This window comes from Pseudomonas sp. TE3728, from assembly GCF_056279145.1.
In genome coordinates, this window is record NZ_JBWBQT010000001.1 from 4,861,372 (window position 1) to 4,877,470 (window position 16,099).

The 16,099-nt window shown below is 60.5% G+C and carries 15 protein-coding genes and 1 pseudogene; all 16 read right to left on the bottom strand.

Features of this window, described 5'->3' with window-relative positions:
- Positions 1-19 precede the first annotated feature (19 nt).
- Entirely contained in the window at positions 20-1,720 is a 1,701-nt protein-coding gene (gene ureC / locus ACZ89R_RS21240; protein ID WP_429544684.1) for an urease subunit alpha, read from the bottom strand.
- A gap of 160 nt (positions 1,721-1,880) precedes the next feature.
- Positions 1,881-2,189, bottom strand: coding sequence for an urease subunit beta (locus tag ACZ89R_RS21245; protein WP_429544683.1), 309 nt, complete (start codon positions 2,187-2,189; stop codon positions 1,881-1,883).
- Positions 2,189-2,722: a GNAT family N-acetyltransferase gene (locus ACZ89R_RS21250; RefSeq protein ID WP_007907362.1), complete on the bottom strand. Its 534-nt coding sequence runs from the start codon at positions 2,720-2,722 to the stop codon at positions 2,189-2,191. The genes ACZ89R_RS21245 and ACZ89R_RS21250 overlap by 1 nt, the downstream gene beginning before the upstream one ends.
- Positions 2,723-2,727: 5 nt before the next feature.
- The gene (locus ACZ89R_RS21255; protein WP_429544682.1) at positions 2,728-3,261 is read right to left on the bottom strand and encodes a GNAT family N-acetyltransferase; all 534 of its coding nucleotides are present in this window, start codon (positions 3,259-3,261) and stop codon (positions 2,728-2,730) included.
- A gap of 9 nt (positions 3,262-3,270) precedes the next feature.
- On the bottom strand, positions 3,271-3,573 hold the full coding sequence (gene ureA / locus ACZ89R_RS21260; protein WP_007907366.1) for an urease subunit gamma: 303 nt from the start codon (positions 3,571-3,573) through the stop codon (positions 3,271-3,273).
- A 262-nt stretch (positions 3,574-3,835) separates the two neighbouring features.
- Positions 3,836-4,675, bottom strand: a complete 840-nt coding sequence (locus ACZ89R_RS21265) for an urease accessory protein UreD (RefSeq protein WP_429544681.1) — start codon at positions 4,673-4,675, stop codon at positions 3,836-3,838.
- Positions 4,676-4,705: 30 nt separating this feature from the next.
- A complete protein-coding gene (gene urtE / locus ACZ89R_RS21270) occupies positions 4,706-5,404 on the bottom strand; it encodes an urea ABC transporter ATP-binding subunit UrtE (RefSeq protein WP_123721453.1) in 699 nt (232 codons plus the stop codon).
- A gap of 228 nt (positions 5,405-5,632) precedes the next feature.
- The gene (gene urtD, locus ACZ89R_RS21275; protein ID WP_429544680.1) at positions 5,633-6,502 is read right to left on the bottom strand and encodes an urea ABC transporter ATP-binding protein UrtD; all 870 of its coding nucleotides are present in this window, start codon (positions 6,500-6,502) and stop codon (positions 5,633-5,635) included.
- The gene (gene urtC / locus ACZ89R_RS21280) at positions 6,499-7,578 is read right to left on the bottom strand and encodes an urea ABC transporter permease subunit UrtC (RefSeq protein WP_429544679.1); all 1,080 of its coding nucleotides are present in this window, start codon (positions 7,576-7,578) and stop codon (positions 6,499-6,501) included. The genes urtD and urtC overlap by 4 nt, the downstream gene beginning before the upstream one ends.
- Positions 7,578-9,080 (bottom strand): urea ABC transporter permease subunit UrtB, encoded by a 1,503-nt coding sequence (gene urtB / locus ACZ89R_RS21285; protein WP_429544678.1) that lies wholly within the window; start codon positions 9,078-9,080, stop codon positions 7,578-7,580. Before urtB ends, urtC begins: the two co-directional genes overlap by 1 nt.
- Positions 9,081-9,245: 165 nt before the next feature.
- Positions 9,246-10,511, bottom strand: a complete 1,266-nt coding sequence (gene urtA / locus ACZ89R_RS21290; RefSeq protein WP_429544677.1) for an urea ABC transporter substrate-binding protein — start codon at positions 10,509-10,511, stop codon at positions 9,246-9,248.
- A gap of 456 nt (positions 10,512-10,967) precedes the next feature.
- A pseudogene (locus ACZ89R_RS21295) lies at positions 10,968-11,102 on the bottom strand (DUF6124 family protein); the annotation flags it as partial.
- Between the two features lie 514 nt (positions 11,103-11,616).
- Positions 11,617-12,627: a FecCD family ABC transporter permease gene (locus ACZ89R_RS21300; RefSeq protein WP_429544676.1), complete on the bottom strand. Its 1,011-nt coding sequence runs from the start codon at positions 12,625-12,627 to the stop codon at positions 11,617-11,619.
- Complete coding sequence (locus ACZ89R_RS21305) at positions 12,624-13,571, bottom strand: ABC transporter substrate-binding protein (protein ID WP_429544675.1); 948 nt, start codon at positions 13,569-13,571, stop codon at positions 12,624-12,626. The genes ACZ89R_RS21300 and ACZ89R_RS21305 overlap by 4 nt, the downstream gene beginning before the upstream one ends.
- Positions 13,568-14,356 (bottom strand): ABC transporter ATP-binding protein, encoded by a 789-nt coding sequence (locus ACZ89R_RS21310; RefSeq protein WP_429544674.1) that lies wholly within the window; start codon positions 14,354-14,356, stop codon positions 13,568-13,570. Before ACZ89R_RS21310 ends, ACZ89R_RS21305 begins: the two co-directional genes overlap by 4 nt.
- Before the next feature lie 246 nt (positions 14,357-14,602).
- Positions 14,603-15,982: a PepSY-associated TM helix domain-containing protein gene (locus tag ACZ89R_RS21315; RefSeq protein ID WP_429544673.1), complete on the bottom strand. Its 1,380-nt coding sequence runs from the start codon at positions 15,980-15,982 to the stop codon at positions 14,603-14,605.
- Between the last annotated feature and the right edge of the window lie 117 nt (positions 15,983-16,099).

Here is a 16,099-nt window from a genome sequence, read left to right on the forward strand (position 1 = left end):
TTGTGACGTATCCAGCGACTCAAAACAGGAAGTAGCGCTGAGCCATCGGCAGGGTTTCTGCCGGTTCACACCACAGCAACACACCGTCGGCCTTGACCTGATAGGTCTGCGGATCGACATCGATGTTTGGCAGGTAATCGTTGTGAATCAGATCGGTTTTCTGCACGTCACGGCAACCTTTGACCACCGCGATTTTCTTTTTCAGGCCCAACGTTTCGGGCAAACCGGCGTCCTGCGCCGCCTGGCTGATAAACGTCAGGCTGGTGGCATGCAGCGAGCCGCCGTAGCTGGCGAACATCGGGCGGTAATGCACCGGCTGCGGCGTCGGGATCGAAGCGTTGGCGTCACCCATCAGGCTGGCCGCAATGGCTCCGCCCTTGAGGATCAGCGTCGGTTTGACCCCGAAAAACGCCGGACGCCAGAGCACCAGATCCGCCCATTTACCCACTTCCACCGAGCCCACTTCATGGCTGATGCCGTGGGTGATCGCCGGGTTGATGGTGTATTTGGCGATGTAGCGTTTGGCGCGGAAGTTGTCGTTGCCTTCGCCATCCTGTGGCAGCGGGCCGCGCTGCTTTTTCATTTTGTCGGCGGTCTGCCAGGTGCGCGTGATGACTTCACCGACGCGGCCCATGGCCTGGCTGTCGGAGCTGATCATCGAGAACGCGCCAAGGTCGTGAAGGATGTCTTCGGCGGCGATGGTTTCGCGGCGAATGCGGCTTTCGGCGAAGGCCACGTCTTCGGCAATGCTCGGGTCCAGGTGGTGGCAGACCATCAGCATGTCGAGGTGTTCGTCGATGGTGTTGCGGGTGAACGGCCGGGTCGGGTTGGTCGAACTCGGCAATACGTTGGCAAAACCGCAGGCCTTGATGATGTCCGGGGCATGGCCGCCGCCGGCACCTTCGGTGTGGTAGGTATGGATGGTGCGGCCCTTGAAGGCGGCGAGGGTGGTTTCGACGAAGCCCGACTCGTTGAGGGTGTCGGTGTGGATCGCCACTTGAACGTCGTACTGGTCGGCCACGTTCAGGCAGTTGTCGATGCTCGCCGGGGTGGTGCCCCAGTCTTCGTGCAGCTTGAGGCCGATGGCGCCGGCCTTGACCTGTTCGATCAGCGGTTCCGGCAGGCTGGCGTTGCCCTTGCCGGTGAAGCCGATGTTCATCGGGAAGGCATCGGCGGCCTGAAGCATGCGCGCCAGGTGCCACGGCCCGGAGGTGCAAGTGGTGGCATTAGTGCCGGTGGCCGGACCAGTGCCGCCGCCGATCATGGTGGTGACGCCGCTCATCAATGCTTCTTCGATCTGCTGCGGGCAGATGAAGTGGATATGCGTGTCGATGCCGCCGGCGGTGAGGATCATGCCTTCACCGGCAATGACTTCGGTGCTGGCGCCGACGGCGATGGTGACGTTCGGCTGGATGTCCGGGTTGCCGGCCTTGCCGATGGCGGCGATGCGCCCATCCTTGAGGCCGACGTCCGCCTTGACGATGCCCCAGTGGTCGATGATCAGGGCGTTGGTGATCAGGGTGTCAACGACCTCTGCGGCCAATAACTGGCTCTGGCCCTGGCCGTCGCGAATGACTTTGCCGCCGCCGAATTTCACTTCTTCGCCGTAAGTGGTGAAGTCCTGTTCCACTTCGATCCACAGCTCGGTGTCGGCCAGACGGACTTTGTCACCGACGGTGGGGCCGAACATGTCGGCGTAGGCTTGTCTTGAGATTTTCATGCGCTTGCCTTGGGATTCAATTGTGTTTGAGACCGCTCGCGTCGCTCGCTATCGCAGCCTCGCTCCGCTCGACAGCTCCTACAGGCGAATCGTGTTTCCCTGTCTATCGCGTTTTCCTGTAGGAGCTGTCGAGCGAAGCGAGGCTGCGATCTTTTGATCTTTAATCGAGGTCACCCATGATCCTGCCGGCAAACCCGAACACCCGGCGATGGCCGGCCAGGTCTACCAGCTCGACCTCGCGGCTCTGCCCCGGCTCGAAGCGCACGGCGGTGCCAGCGGGGATGTTCAGGCGCATGCCGCGGCTGGCGGCGCGGTCGAAGGTCAGGGCGTCGTTGGTTTCGAAGAAGTGATAATGCGAGCCGACCTGGATCGGCCGGTCGCCGCTGTTGGACACCTTCAGGCTGCGGGTGCGGCGGCCGACGTTGAGTTCGATGTCGCCGGGCTGGATCTGGTATTCACCGGGAATCATCAATGGGCTCCTTGGAGAATTTTGTAATAGAGGGCGGTCGGTTTGTAGCGGCCATTCGGGTCACAGGCGTAGTCGGGGATTTCGCCGGCGCGGGTGTAACCCAAAGCCTTGTAGAAGTCTTCAGCGGGGGAGCCGGCTTCGGTGTCGAGGTAGAGCATGCCGCGTTTGTGCTGGCGGGCCGCGAGTTCAACGGCATGCATCATCTGTTGGCCCAGGCCGCGACGACGGGCATGTTCACGCACCAACAGTTTCTGCACTTCGGCGCGGTTCAGCCCATTGGCTTTCTGGCACAACGTCAATTGCACGCTGGCCTGTACCTGTTCGTCCTTGACCACCACCCAGAGCAGCACGTTGCCTTTGTTCAGGTTCTCCTGGACTTCATCGAAATAGGCTCGGGCCTGGGTCGCATCCAGATCCGCCATGAACCCGACACTGGCGCCATAGCCGACGGCGTCGAGCAGCAAATCAATCAAACCCTGACGATAGTGCGCAAAGCTTTCAACATTGACGCGGCGCAGTTGGGCGGCGTTCATGGGTATCACTCCTTGTGGGGACCGGGTGGCATTGCGCCCGGGTCGAGGATCAGTTGCATGAAGGTCAGGTCCAGCCAGCGGCCGAACTTGGTACCCACCTGCGGCATTTGGCCGGTGACGACAAAACCGGCCCGGTCGTGCAGCCGAATCGAGGCGCCGTTACCGCTTTCGATGGCGGCGACCATCACGTGTTTGTTGCAGCCTTTGGCGCGTTCGATCAGCACTTCCATCAGTTGCGGCCCGAGGCCATTGCCCCGCTGATCGTTGCGCACGTACACCGAGTGCTCGACCGTGTGGCGGAACCCGTCGAACGGCCGCCAGTCACCGAATGAAGCGTAGCCGAGTACGCTGTTGTCGCCGTCGACGATCACCAGCACCGGATAGCCCTGGTCTTGCCGGGCGCTGAACCAGGCCTGGCGGTTACCGAGGTCCACGGCCTGTTCGTTCCAGATCGCCGTGGTGTTGAGCACGGCGTCGTTGTAGATGTCGCGGATCGCCGGCAGGTCGGCGAGCAGCGCCTCGCGGATGTGGTAAGTCATGGCGCGACCTCAGGCGATCGGTTGGTGAACGGTGACCAGTTTAGTGCCGTCGGGAAACGTCGCTTCGACCTGGATCTCCGGAATCATTTCCGGGATGCCTTCCATCACTTGTTCGCGGCTGAGCAGGGTGGTGCCGAAATGCATCAGCTCGGCCACGGTCTGGCCGTCACGCGCGCCTTCGAGCAGCGCTGCGGAAATATAGGCCATGGCCTCCGGGTAATTGAGCTTCACGCCGCGAGCCAAACGTCGTTCGGCCACGAGGCCGGCGGTGAAGATCAGCAGCTTGTCTTTTTCGCGTGGGGTCAGGTCCATCGTTGGAATCCATATTTGGCAGAATGAAAATCTAAGGTCTTGCACTCTTTTGCAGGCGCTATGCAGGCCTATGTAGGAGCTGTGTAGGAGCTGTCGAGTGAAACGAGGCTGCGATCTTTTGATCTTGATCTTGATCTTTTTTCGGCACCGCCAAAGATCAAAAGATCGCAGCCTCGTTTCACTCGACAGCTCCTACGGTCCAGATCCAGATCCAGATCCAGATCCAGATCCAGATCCTACAGTCCAACAGGGTGTATCGTGTTCAGGTGCTCCATATTCTGGGCGGGACGGCCTCTCGCCCCAGCAACGCCGGGCGCAACAACCGCCACAAATCAATCAGCCAACCACGTGCCAACAGCGCCTCACTGGCCAGGCATCGAGCCACCAAAAGCCCTGGCAATTGCGTCAGATCCCCGCGCACGTCATTGCTCAGCGAGCGACACTTCTCCAGCAATTCGCTATCAATTTCACCCGTCACCAGCAACGTCGCAAACACCGGTTGGCCATCCAGACCTATCGGCGAATCCAGCAAACCATCATTGCCGACAATGCGCTGGCGTTCGTGCCAGAGCAACTGGCCGTCGCGACGGATATCCAGGTGCGCCTGAAAATACCCGAGGTCAAAGCTCTCGCCACTGGCCGGGCGTCCCAGCGCCACCACGTCCCAGTAGAACAACCGCGCATCGCCCTCAAGGTCGATGCGGGTGCTGAGTTGCGCCTGAGCGTCGCTGAAGATAATCGTCTCTTGCGGCAGCCACTCCAACGTAGCACCGGCGGCCACGCGCAGGTCGAGTTTCTGATAAGCCGGCCCTGCCGCGCGATACCACTTGGCGGCGCCGGGGCTGGTGATTTGCGCCCAGGCATGCGTGCCGACGTTGGCCGAGATGTCCAGCCGATCACCCCCGGCAATCCCGCCCGGCGGGTGGACGATGATGTGCTGGCACACCTCGGGGCCTTCGGCGTACAGATGCTTCTGCACCCGCAGCGGGCCTTTGTGGCGACGCTGCACCGGGCGCGTGCTGTCGCCGAAACGGGCGTAGCCCAGTTCCAGCTCGGCATGCCAGCTGGGGGTGAACAGCGTGATGGAGGCAGGTAAATTCATGATTTCCAATTATCGTCAGGAGGCTGCAGGTTAGATCGTAACCAGTCCACGGACACCTTCGGCTTCCATATTTTCACCGCGCCCTTGTTGCACGATCTCGCCTCGGGACATGACCAGGTACTGATCGGCCAGTTCGGCGGCGAAATCATAGAACTGCTCCACCAGCAGAATCGCCATATCACCGCGAGCCGCGAGCTGCTTGATCACCGCGCCGATTTCCTTGATCACCGACGGCTGGATGCCTTCGGTGGGTTCGTCGAGGATCAGCAACCGTGGACGACTGGCCAGTGCTCTGCCGATCGCCAGTTGCTGTTGTTGCCCACCGGACAAGTCACCGCCACGCCGTTGCTTCATTTGCAGCAGCACCGGGAACAGCTCGTAGATGAACGCCGGGACTTCCTTCGCTTCAGCGCCGGGAAACCGTGAGAGGCCCATCAGCAGGTTTTCTTCCACGGTCAGTCGGCCAAAGATTTCCCGGCCCTGAGGCACGTAAGCGATGCCAGCATGCACCCGTTGGTGCGGCTTGAACGTGGTGATCGGTTTGCCTTCCCAGTTCACCGCGCCCTCCTTGGCCGGCAGCAAGCCCATCAGGCATTTGAGCAGGGTGGTCTTGCCCACGCCATTGCGCCCGAGCAGGCAGGTGACTTCGCCGACCTTCACCTCAAACGTCAGACCCCGCAGGATGTGGCTACCGCCGTAGTACTGGTGCAGCTTGTCGACTTGCAGCATGTTCAAAATTCCTTCTGTGTGACACGGGCCGCACTCTTGATCTGTTGTATCACTGAATTTGCCCGGCATCTGCTCTTGTAGGAGCTGTCGAGTGAAACGAGGCTGCGATCTTTTGATCTTTGCATGTCGCACCTCCGGAAGATCAAAAGATCGCAGCCTCGTTTCACTCGACAGCTCCTACAGTGGGCAGTGGGCAGTGGGGCAGTGGGCAGTGGGTTGGACCATGGTCTAGCGGCCGAGGTAGACCTCAATCACCCGCTCATTGTCCTGCACCTGTTCCAGCGACCCTTCGGCCAGCACGCTGCCTTGATGCAACACGGTGACGTGGTCGGCAATCGAGCCGACGAAGCCCATGTCGTGTTCCACCACCATCAGCGAATGCTTGCCCGCCAGGCTCTTGAACAGCTCGGCAGTGAATTCGGTTTCGGCGTCGGTCATGCCCGCCACCGGTTCGTCGAGCAGCAGCAGTTGCGGGTCTTGCATCAGCAGCATGCCGATTTCCAGAAACTGCTTCTGACCGTGGGATAACAAACCCGCCGGGCGATTGACCGAGGGAGTCAGGCGGATGGTTTCCAGCACTTCGCTGATGCGATCTTTCTGTTCACCGCTCAGACGAGCCCGCAGACTGGCCCATACCGACTTGTCGGTTTTCTGCGCCAACTCCAGGTTTTCGAACACGCTCAGGGCTTCGAACACCGTAGGCTTCTGGAATTTGCGACCGATACCAGCCTGGGCAATCTGCACTTCACTCATCTGCGTCAAGTCGAGGGTTTCACCGAACCAGGCTTTGCCATGACTTGGGCGAGTCTTGCCGGTGATCACGTCCATCAGCGTGGTCTTGCCCGCGCCATTGGGGCCGATGATGCAGCGCAATTCGCCGACACCGATGTACAGGTTCAGAGCGTTCAGCGCCTTGAAACCATCGAAGCTGACGCTGATGTCTTCCAGGGTCAGGATGGTGCCGTGGCGGGTATTCAGGCCGGGGCCGACGCGTTGGCCGAGACCGATGGCATCGCGGCTGCTGCCCGCATCTTTGTTGGGCTCTACGGGGAAAAACGCCGGTTCGAGCATGAATTCAGCCGTTGCAGTGATTCTCATGATTCGCCCCTTTTCTTCAGCAGACCGATCACTCCCTTAGGCAGATACAAAGTCACGACGATGAACAGCGCGCCGAGGAAAAACAGCCAGTACTCCGGAAACGCCACGGTGAACCAGCTCTTCATCCCGTTGACCACACCAGCGCCGAGCAGCGGACCGATCAGCGTGCCGCGACCACCCAGCGCCACCCAGACGGCGGCCTCGATGGAGTTGGTCGGCGACATTTCACTCGGGTTGATAATCCCGACTTGCGGCACATACAGCGCGCCCGCCAAGCCGCATAGCACCGCGCTCAATACCCAGACAAACAACTTGAAGCCGCGTGGATCGTAACCGCAGAACATCAGGCGGTTTTCCGCATCGCGCAACGCGGTCAGCACCCGGCCGAACTTGCTTTGCGCCAGCCGCCAACCAATGAACAGGCTCGCCACCAGCAACAACACCGTGGCGAAAAACAACACCGCACGCGTCCCCGGTTCCGTGATGCCAAACCCGAGAATGGTGCGGAAGTTGGTGAAGCCGTTGTTGCCGCCAAACCCGGTTTCGTTGCGGAAAAACAGCAACATCCCGGCGAAGGTCAGAGCCTGGGTCATGATCGAGAAATACACACCTTTGATCCGCGAGCGGAAGGCGAAGAAACCGAACACCAGCGCCAGCAGGCCCGGCGCCAACACCACCAGACACATGGCCCAGAGGAAGCTGCTGGTGCCGATCCAGTACCACGGCAATTCGGTCCACGACAGGAACGTCATGAACGCCGGCAAGCCATCGCCCGAGGCCTGGCGCATCAGGTACATGCCCATCGCGTAACCGCCGAGGGCGAAGAACAGACCGTGACCCAGCGACAAGAGGCCGGCGTAACCCCAGACCAGATCGAGCGCCAGGGCAACGATGGCGTAGCACAGGATTTTGCCCACCAGAGTTAGCGTATAAGCCGAGACATGAAAGGTGCTGTCCTCCGGTAACAACGACAGCAATGGCAACGCCAGCAGCAGAGCGAGGATTACCGCACCGACAGCAATCGTGACCTTGGGGCCGGCCTTTTGTGTGGCCGTGAGCAGCAGAGGCTGATTCATCAGTCGATCACCCGTCCTTTCAGTGCGAAGAGGCCTTGCGGACGTTTCTGGATGAACAGAATGATCAGCGCGAGGATCAGGATCTTGCCGAGCACCGCACCGATCTGCGGTTCGAGAATTTTGTTGGCGATGCCGAGCCCGAAGGCGGCCAATACGCTACCGGCCAGTTGACCGACACCGCCGAGCACCACCACCAGGAATGAGTCGATGATGTAACTCTGACCGAGGTCCGGGCCGACGTTGCCGATCTGGCTCAGCGCCACACCGCCGAGGCCGGCGATGCCCGAGCCGAGACCGAAAGCGAGCATGTCGACGCGCCCGGTCGGTACGCCGCAGCAGGCGGCCATGTTGCGGTTCTGGGTGACGGCGCGCACGTTGAGACCCAGTCGCGTCTTGTTCAGCAGCAGCCAGGTCAGCACCACCACAAACAAGGCGAACGCGATGATCACGATGCGGTTGTACGGCAGCACCAGATTCGGCAGCACCTGAATCCCGCCCGACAACCACGCCGGGTTGGCCACTTCAACGTTCTGCGCGCCGAACACCAGGCGCACCAACTGAATCAGCATCAGGCTGATGCCCCACGTCGCCAGCAGGGTTTCCAATGGGCGGCCATAGAGGTGACGAATCACCGTGCGCTCCAGCGCCATGCCGATCCCGGCGGTGACGAAAAACGCCACCGGCAAGGCAATCAGCGGATAGAACTCAATGGCTTGCGGTGCGAAGCGCTGGAACATTAGCTGCACCACGTAAGTCGAGTAGGCGCCGAGCATCAGCATCTCGCCGTGGGCCATGTTGATCACGCCGAGCAGGCCGAAGGTAATCGCCAGTCCCAACGCCGCGAGTAGCAGGATCGAACCGAGGGACATACCACTGAACGCCTGGCCGAGCATCTCGCCGATCAGCAGTTTGCGTTTGACCTGGGCCAGGCTGGTTTCGGCGGCGGTGCGCACATTGGCATCGGCTTCGACGCCGGGTTCAAGCAACCCTTCGAGGCGGGTGCGGGCCAGCGGGTCACCGGTTTCACCGAGCAGACGCACAGCGGCGAGGCGCACGGCCGGATCGGTATCGACCAGTTGCAGGTTGGCCAGCGCCAGGCTCAGGGCGGCGTGAACGGTTTCGTCTTTTTCGCCAGCCAGTTGCTGGTCGAGGAATTTCAACTGCGCCGGTTTGGCGCTTTTCTGCAATTGCTGCGCGGCGGCCAGACGGATTTTGGCGTCGGCGGCGAGCAACTGGTGGCTGGCCAGCGCGGTATCGATCAGACCGCGCAGGCGATTGTTCAGGCGCAGGGTTTTTGGTTGGCCATCGACCGTCAATTCGCCTTGTTGCAGAGCGTTGATCAATTCGATACGGGCCGGATCGGGCTGCGCGGCCCAGGTTTCGAGAAGTTTTGCTTGTTGCACGGGATTGGCCGCGACGAAGTCTTCGGCGTCGCCGGCGTGGGTGGCCATCGGCAATAACAGCGCGACGGCGAGAATGAAGCGATAAAGGGCAGTGGGCATATGCATGGCCTTGCACAGACTAAATGTGGGAGCGAGCCTGCTCGCGATAGCGGTCTGACATTCACCATCAATGTCGACTGTCGTGGCCTCATCGCGAGCAGGCTCGCTCCCACAGGGATTTGTGTCGGCCTCGGGTTTGGTGCCCGAGGCCGACACCCAGTGGCTTTAGTTGCTCTTCACCGCATAGTCCGGCTTCTTGTCGTTACCCTGAATGAACGGGCTCCACGGCTGGGCGCGGATCGGCCCTTCGGTCTGCCATACAACGTTGAACTGACCGTCGGCCTGAATCTCGCCGATCATCACCGGTTTGTGCAGGTGGTGGTTGGTCTTGTCCATGGTCAGGGTGTAACCGGACGGCGCGACAAAAGTCTGGCCGGCCAGGGCTTCGCGGACTTTGTTGACGTCGGTGGACTTGGCTTTCTCCGCTGCTTGCGCCCACATGTGGATGCCGACATAGGTGGCTTCCATCGGGTCGTTGGTCACTGCTTTGTCAGCGCCCGGCAGGTTGTGTTTCTTGGCGTAGGCTTTCCAGTCGGCGACGAACTTCTTGTTCTGCGGGTTCTCGACCGACTCGAAGTAGTTCCACGCCGCGAGGTTGCCCACCAGCGGTTTGGTGTCGATGCCACGCAGTTCTTCTTCGCCCACGGAGAACGCCACGACAGGAACGTCGGTGGCTTTCAGGCCCTGGTTGGCCAGCTCTTTATAGAACGGCACGTTGGAGTCGCCGTTGACCGTGGAGATGACCGCCGTCTTGCCGCCGGCGGAGAATTTTTTGATGTTGGCGACGATGGTTTGATAGTCGCTATGGCCGAACGGGGTGTAGACCTCTTCGATGTCCTTGTCCGCCACACCCTTGGAGTGCAGGAACGAGCGCAGAATCTTGTTGGTGGTGCGCGGGTAAACGTAGTCGGTGCCGAGCAGGAAGTAACGCTTGGCGCTGCCGCCTTCTTCACTCATCAGGTATTCCACCGCCGGAATTGCTTGCTGGTTAGGCGCCGCGCCGGTGTAGAACACGTTCGGCGACATTTCTTCGCCCTCGTACTGTACCGGGTAGAACAGCAGACCGTTGAGCTCTTCGAACACCGGCAATACCGACTTACGCGACACCGAGGTCCAGCAGCCGAACACCACCGCCACCTTGTCCTGAGTCAGTAACTGCCGGCCCTTTTCGGCGAACAGTGGCCAGTTCGATGCGGGGTCAACCACCACCGGCTCCAGCATCTTGCCGTTGACGCCGCCCTTGGCGTTGATTTCGTCGATGGTCATCAACGCCATGTCTTTGAGCGAGGTTTCGGAGATCGCCATGGTCCCGGACAACGAATGCAGAATACCGACCTTGATGGTCTCGGCGGCCTGGACCGTCCAGGCCATGCCCATCGCGGCAATGCTTGCCGATAGTGTGAAAGCCTTGATCAAACTGCGACGCTTCATTGTGCGATCTCCATGAACGTTAAAGTTTTTTATGGTTGGCAGATGCGGACGACTGAAGGGTCTTTAGCAAGGGCTGTGCCCGGTCGGGGAAGGGCAAGGAAATGTCGTATTAGAGCGGTTGCGCGGGTTTGGCGGCGCACCATGAAGGAACGCGTTTGGCGCACTGGTGCGAGAAGATGCGCCACATTGGGGCGCAGATATTGGCTGGCTCCCGTAGGAGCGAAGCTTGCTCGCGAAGACGGCGGCACATCCAGCATCAATGTGCCTGACCTACCGCTTTCGCGGGCAAGCCTCGCTCCTACAAGTGCTTTGTGTCGTACACCGAATCTGTGTACGACGTTGAACCCATGTGGGAGCGAGCCTGCTCGCGATGGCGGTGTGTTAGACACAGGGATGTTGAATGTGCCGCCGTCATCGCGAGCAGGCTCGCTCCCACATTGTTTTGCGGTGTGTCTACGCCGGGGGATCGAGGTAGTAGTCGAGGGCGCGTTTTATGGCTTCGCGATCTTTGAGGAGGTCGTCGTCGCGCGATTTTTCGGCTTCGGGAATGGTGATATCGATGGGTGGATCGGGAACTATCTTCTTGCTCATCGGGTGTTGTCTCTTAATTGGAGCCATCCTTTGTCGTTTCTCACGCGACGAAGGGGGGCAGCTATGTGCGGAGTGAGAAACCGGTCAACACCCAAACCCGGCCGGACCGAAGTCCGCCCGCACACAGCCGCCATAGAGCATTGCAGACAGCGGATAAGCTGGCGGCAATTATGGTGGTACTGATGTTGGATTAACAGGGCTACCGGGTTCTCACACCCGATCGCTGAGTGTTCAGCGACAGCCCAAGACTAGAGGGCCCACGTCCGACGAACAACCTGAAAAAGACGTGGGAAACTTCCCGGTTTCGACACATCTGTTAAACATTCAAAAACAGTATTCAGCGGCATTCCCACGTCTGACACCAAATTCTCGTCTGACACGGATTACCGTAGGAGCTGTCGAGTGAAACGAGGCTGCGATCTTTTGATCTTAAAAAATCAAAGTCAAAAGATCGCAGCCTCGTTTCACTCGGCAGCTCCTACAGGGGGGCTGTGTGCATCTGGTAGAGAAGGGATCAGCGGCGGCGCATCAGGCCGATGAAGAACAACCCGCCGATGGCTGCGGTGGCGACGCCGATGGGCAGGTCTTCCGGGGCGATCAGAGTGCGGGCGGCGACATCGACCCAGACGAGGAACAGACTGCCCAGCAACACGCACACCGGCAGCAACCGCCGATGCTCGGCCCCGACCAAACGCCGGGCAATGTGCGGCACCATCAGCCCGACAAACCCGATAGACCCACTGATCGACACCAACACCCCCGTCATCAACGACGCAATCAAAAACACCCGCAAACGCACGGTGCGAGCATTCAGCCCGAGGGTCACAGCCGTCTGTTCACCGGCCATCAACGCATTCAACGGCCGGGCCATCCCCAGCAACAACACCAACCCAAGCAACACACTCGCCGCCGGCACCGCGAGCAATTCCCAGCGCGCCAACCCGAGGCCGCCAAGCATCCAGAACATCACCGCCGAACTGGCGCGATGGTCGCCCAGAAACAGCAGCAGATTGGCAATCGCCATCATCACGAACGACACCGCCACGCCGCATAACAGCAGCCGATCACTGTCCAGCCGCCCATGACGGTTGGCGATCATCAGCACGATCAACATGCTCAACAACGCGCCGATAAACGCCGCAATCGGCAAGGTCAGCAAGCCTGCGATCTCACCAACATGCAACACCACGATCACTGCGCCGAGGGTGGCGCCGGAGGTGACCCCGAGCAAGTGCGGATCAGCCAATGGATTGCGCGTCACCGCTTGCAGCACCGCGCCAATCAACGCCAGACCAGCGCCCACCAGCGCGCCGAGCAACATACGCGGCACGCGGATCAGCCAGACGATGTGTTCCTGGCCGGCCGTCCAGTCCGGCACACCGAAACCCAAAATCTTGTGCAGCAATATTCGCCACACCACGTCCACCGGCACCCGCGCCGGGCCGAAGCCCAGCGACACCACGCACGACACCAGCAACAGCGCGCCGAGGGCGATCAGCAACAAGGCATAGCGACGATCGATCATTCGCCGTGGAAACCCTTGGCCAGGGTTTCGACCGCCAGCACGTTATCGATCCCGGGCGTGGCCTGTACGTACGGAATGACGATAAAGTGCTGGTTCTTGATCGCGTCCACCGATTGCAGCGCCTGGTTATTGAGCAGGAATTGCTCCTTCTGCTCCGCGGTAACTTCGCCGTAGTCGACTATCACGATCACCTGCGGATTGCGCTCGACCACGTTCTCCCAATTCACCCGAGTCCAGCTCGCCTCGACGTCGTCGAGAATGTTGCGCCCGCCCGCCGCGTCGATCAGCGCCTGCGGCATGCCGAGTCGCCCGGACGTCATGGCCCGGTCTTCACCGCTGTCGTAGAGAAATACCCGAGGCTTGTCGGTCGGCAGGTCCTTGCGCACCTCGGCGACTTGCGCCTGCATCTGGGCAATCACGGCATTGGCGCGATCCTGCACGTCGAAAATTTTCCCGAGGTTGCGCAGGTCGTTATAAGTGTCTTCCAGGCTGGCGGGCGGGCGCTTCATGACGAAGGCGCAGGACTCGGTAAGTTCGTAGACGTTGATACCCAGCGGTTGCAGGGTTTGCGGCGTGAGATCACCGCCGACGCGCATGCCGTAATCCCAGCCGGCGAAGAAGAAATCGACATTGGCGTTGAGCAGGGTTTCCACCGACGGGTACTTGGCCGCCAGTTCCGGCAGGCCATCCAGGATGGTCTGCATCTGGGGCGTGACCGACTTCCAGCCGGTCACGCCGCTGTAGCCGGCCATCTGCGGTTTGAGGCCGAGGGCGAGCATCATCTGGGTCATGTTGATGTCATGGCTGACCGCGTGTTTCGGCGCTTGCTTGAACGTCACTTCGCGGTTGCAGCTCTGGACGGTCAGCGGGTATTTCGTGGCTTCGGCGAAGGCTTGGGCACTGCCCAGCAACAGAGTGAGACACAGCAGGGAACGCAAAGTCATGGTTGGGTTATCCAGGTGATTCGTGGGTAGCCGTGCAAGGGATGGTCGTCGATCAGGGCGTCGACGCCGAACACGTTGTGCAAAAGTTGGGCGGTCAGGACTTCTTTGGGTGTGCCGCTGGCAACGATGCGTCCGTGATTGATCACGTACAGCCGATCGCAGAAGGCTGCCGCCAGATTGAGGTCGTGAATGCTCGCCAGCGTGCCGATCTGCAGGCGCTTGACCAGTTGCAACAACTCCAGCTGATAGCGCGGGTCGAGGTGATTGGTCGGTTCGTCGAGGATCAGCAATTGCGGTTGCTGGGCCAGGGCGCGGGCGAGGATTACCCGCTGTTTTTCACCACCGGAAAGGGTGGCGAAGGCGTGGTCTTCGAAGCCCTTGAGGCCGACCGATTCCAGGGCCTGGCTCGCGAAATTTCGATCCTCGAGGGTATCGCCATCAAACAGGCCTTTGTGCGGCGTGCGGCCCATGGCGACCACTTCATCCACGGTCAGGCCGAAGGCGTCGGGGAACTCTTGTAACACCACCGCGATGCGTTGCGCGCACCAGCGTGAGGATTGCTTCCAGACGTTGTGATGGTCGAGTTTGACCTCGCCGCTTTCCGGTTTGCTGAAGCGATAGGCGCACCGCAACAGGCTGGTTTTGCCGCTGCCGTTGGGGCCGATCAACCCGACGAACTCGCCAGCAGCCACGTGCAACGATGCATCACGCAGCTGGAACTGGTGATGGCAATGGCCGTGGCCCAGAGGTGTCCAGGCGAGGTTCGTGAGGTTCAGCGAGGTCATTTCAATCCTGATGATCGTTCAAGTCAGCACACACCTGTGGCGAGGGAGCTTGCTCCCGTTCGGCTGCGCAGCAGTCGCAAAACCAGACAATGCGCAGTGTCAAAGAACACCGGGCCGCCTGGTTTTGGGGTCGCTTCGCAACCCAGCGGGAGCAAGCTCCCTCGCCACAAGAGCTTGGCGGTTTGCCAAGGATTCACTGCTGGCCCGCATTGTATTGGCTTTACGCGTACGCGCATCTCGCCTGCTTCATGATGAAGCTGAAGTGGATTCAGTTTGCCGGCTCAAACGCGACAGCAGCACACGATCCAACACCCACACCACAATCAACGAAGCCCCCACCAACGGAAACATCACCGCCAGCCCGAACATGATGACCATCGCGGTTTTCCATTTCGGCAGGTCGTGACGCAACGGCGGTACACCGAACTTGCCCTGTGGCCGGCGTTTCCACCAGATCACCACACCGCTGACGGCGCTGAGCAAAATCATCAGGCAGATCAGCAGCACGATGATCTGATTGAGCGGGCCGAACATTTTGCCTTCGTGCAGCATCACGCCGACTTCCGTAGCCCGGGCGACGTTGCTGTAATGCTGCCAGCGTACGTCGGCGAGGACGTCGCCGGTGTACTGGTCGACATGCAAGGTGGCATCGTTGCGCGGGTCGTCGGCGAATACCGCGATGGTGAACACGCCGGTGGCCGTGGTGGGGAAGGTGATGCTGTAACCGGGCTCGATCTTGCGTTGCACGGCGATGTTTTGCACGTCTTGCAGGCTGATGGTCGGCGCTGCCGGGCCGGCTTGCGTGCCGGTGTGAGCCATGTGTTCGGCGTGGTCGCCGGACATCGGCATCGGCGTGTTTTCCATGGCCCACGGCACGGTCTGGCGCGTGGCGCTGTTGAGGCTGCGGGCCTCGACGTCGGATTTGGGCACGTCATTCCACATGGCTACCGGGAAGCGGTTCCAGAGGTCGGCGTATTGCTTGCCCCAGAACCCGGTCCAGGTCATGCCGCTGAGCAGCATCACCAGCAGCAATGCCGCGCCCCAGAACCCGGTCACTGCGTGCAGGTCGCGCCAGAGCACTCGACCACGACTGTTCAAGCGTGGCCAGAGAATCCCGGCGGACTGTCCGCGCGGCCACCACAAAAATACCCCGGAGACCACCAGCACCACGCCCCAACCGGCGGCCAGTTCTACCAGACGATCACCGACGGTGCCGATCATCAATTCGCCGTGAATCGAGCGCGCAATCGCTTGCAGATTCTTCTTCGCGTCTTGCTCGCCAAGGATGTCGCCGTGGTATGGATCGATGAACACGTTCAGTTCATGACCTTCATGGATCACCACAAATTGCGCACTGCGTTCGGCGTTGACCGGCGGCAGGTACTGTTTGATCTGGCCCTGTGGGTACGCCTCTTTCACCCGTTTGAGCAGGTCGTCTGCGGCGACTGTGTGATGAGCGGCGGGGACGTTCAGCAGGCTGCCGTACATCAACGGATCGAGTTGCGGTTTGAACAGGTAAATGATGCCGGTCAGGGCCAGCATCACCATGAATGGCGCGACGAACAGGCCGGCATAGAAATGCCAGCGCCAGGCCAGGTTGTAGAAATTCGGTTTGGGCTGTTTCATTCGAGTGCTCCGCTTGGCGATTCATTTGTCTTGAAAAGATCGCAGTCTCCGGCAGCAGCTCCTACGGGATGTGTGTACACCCGCAATTCCGGCGATATCCTTGGCCCATGTAGGAGC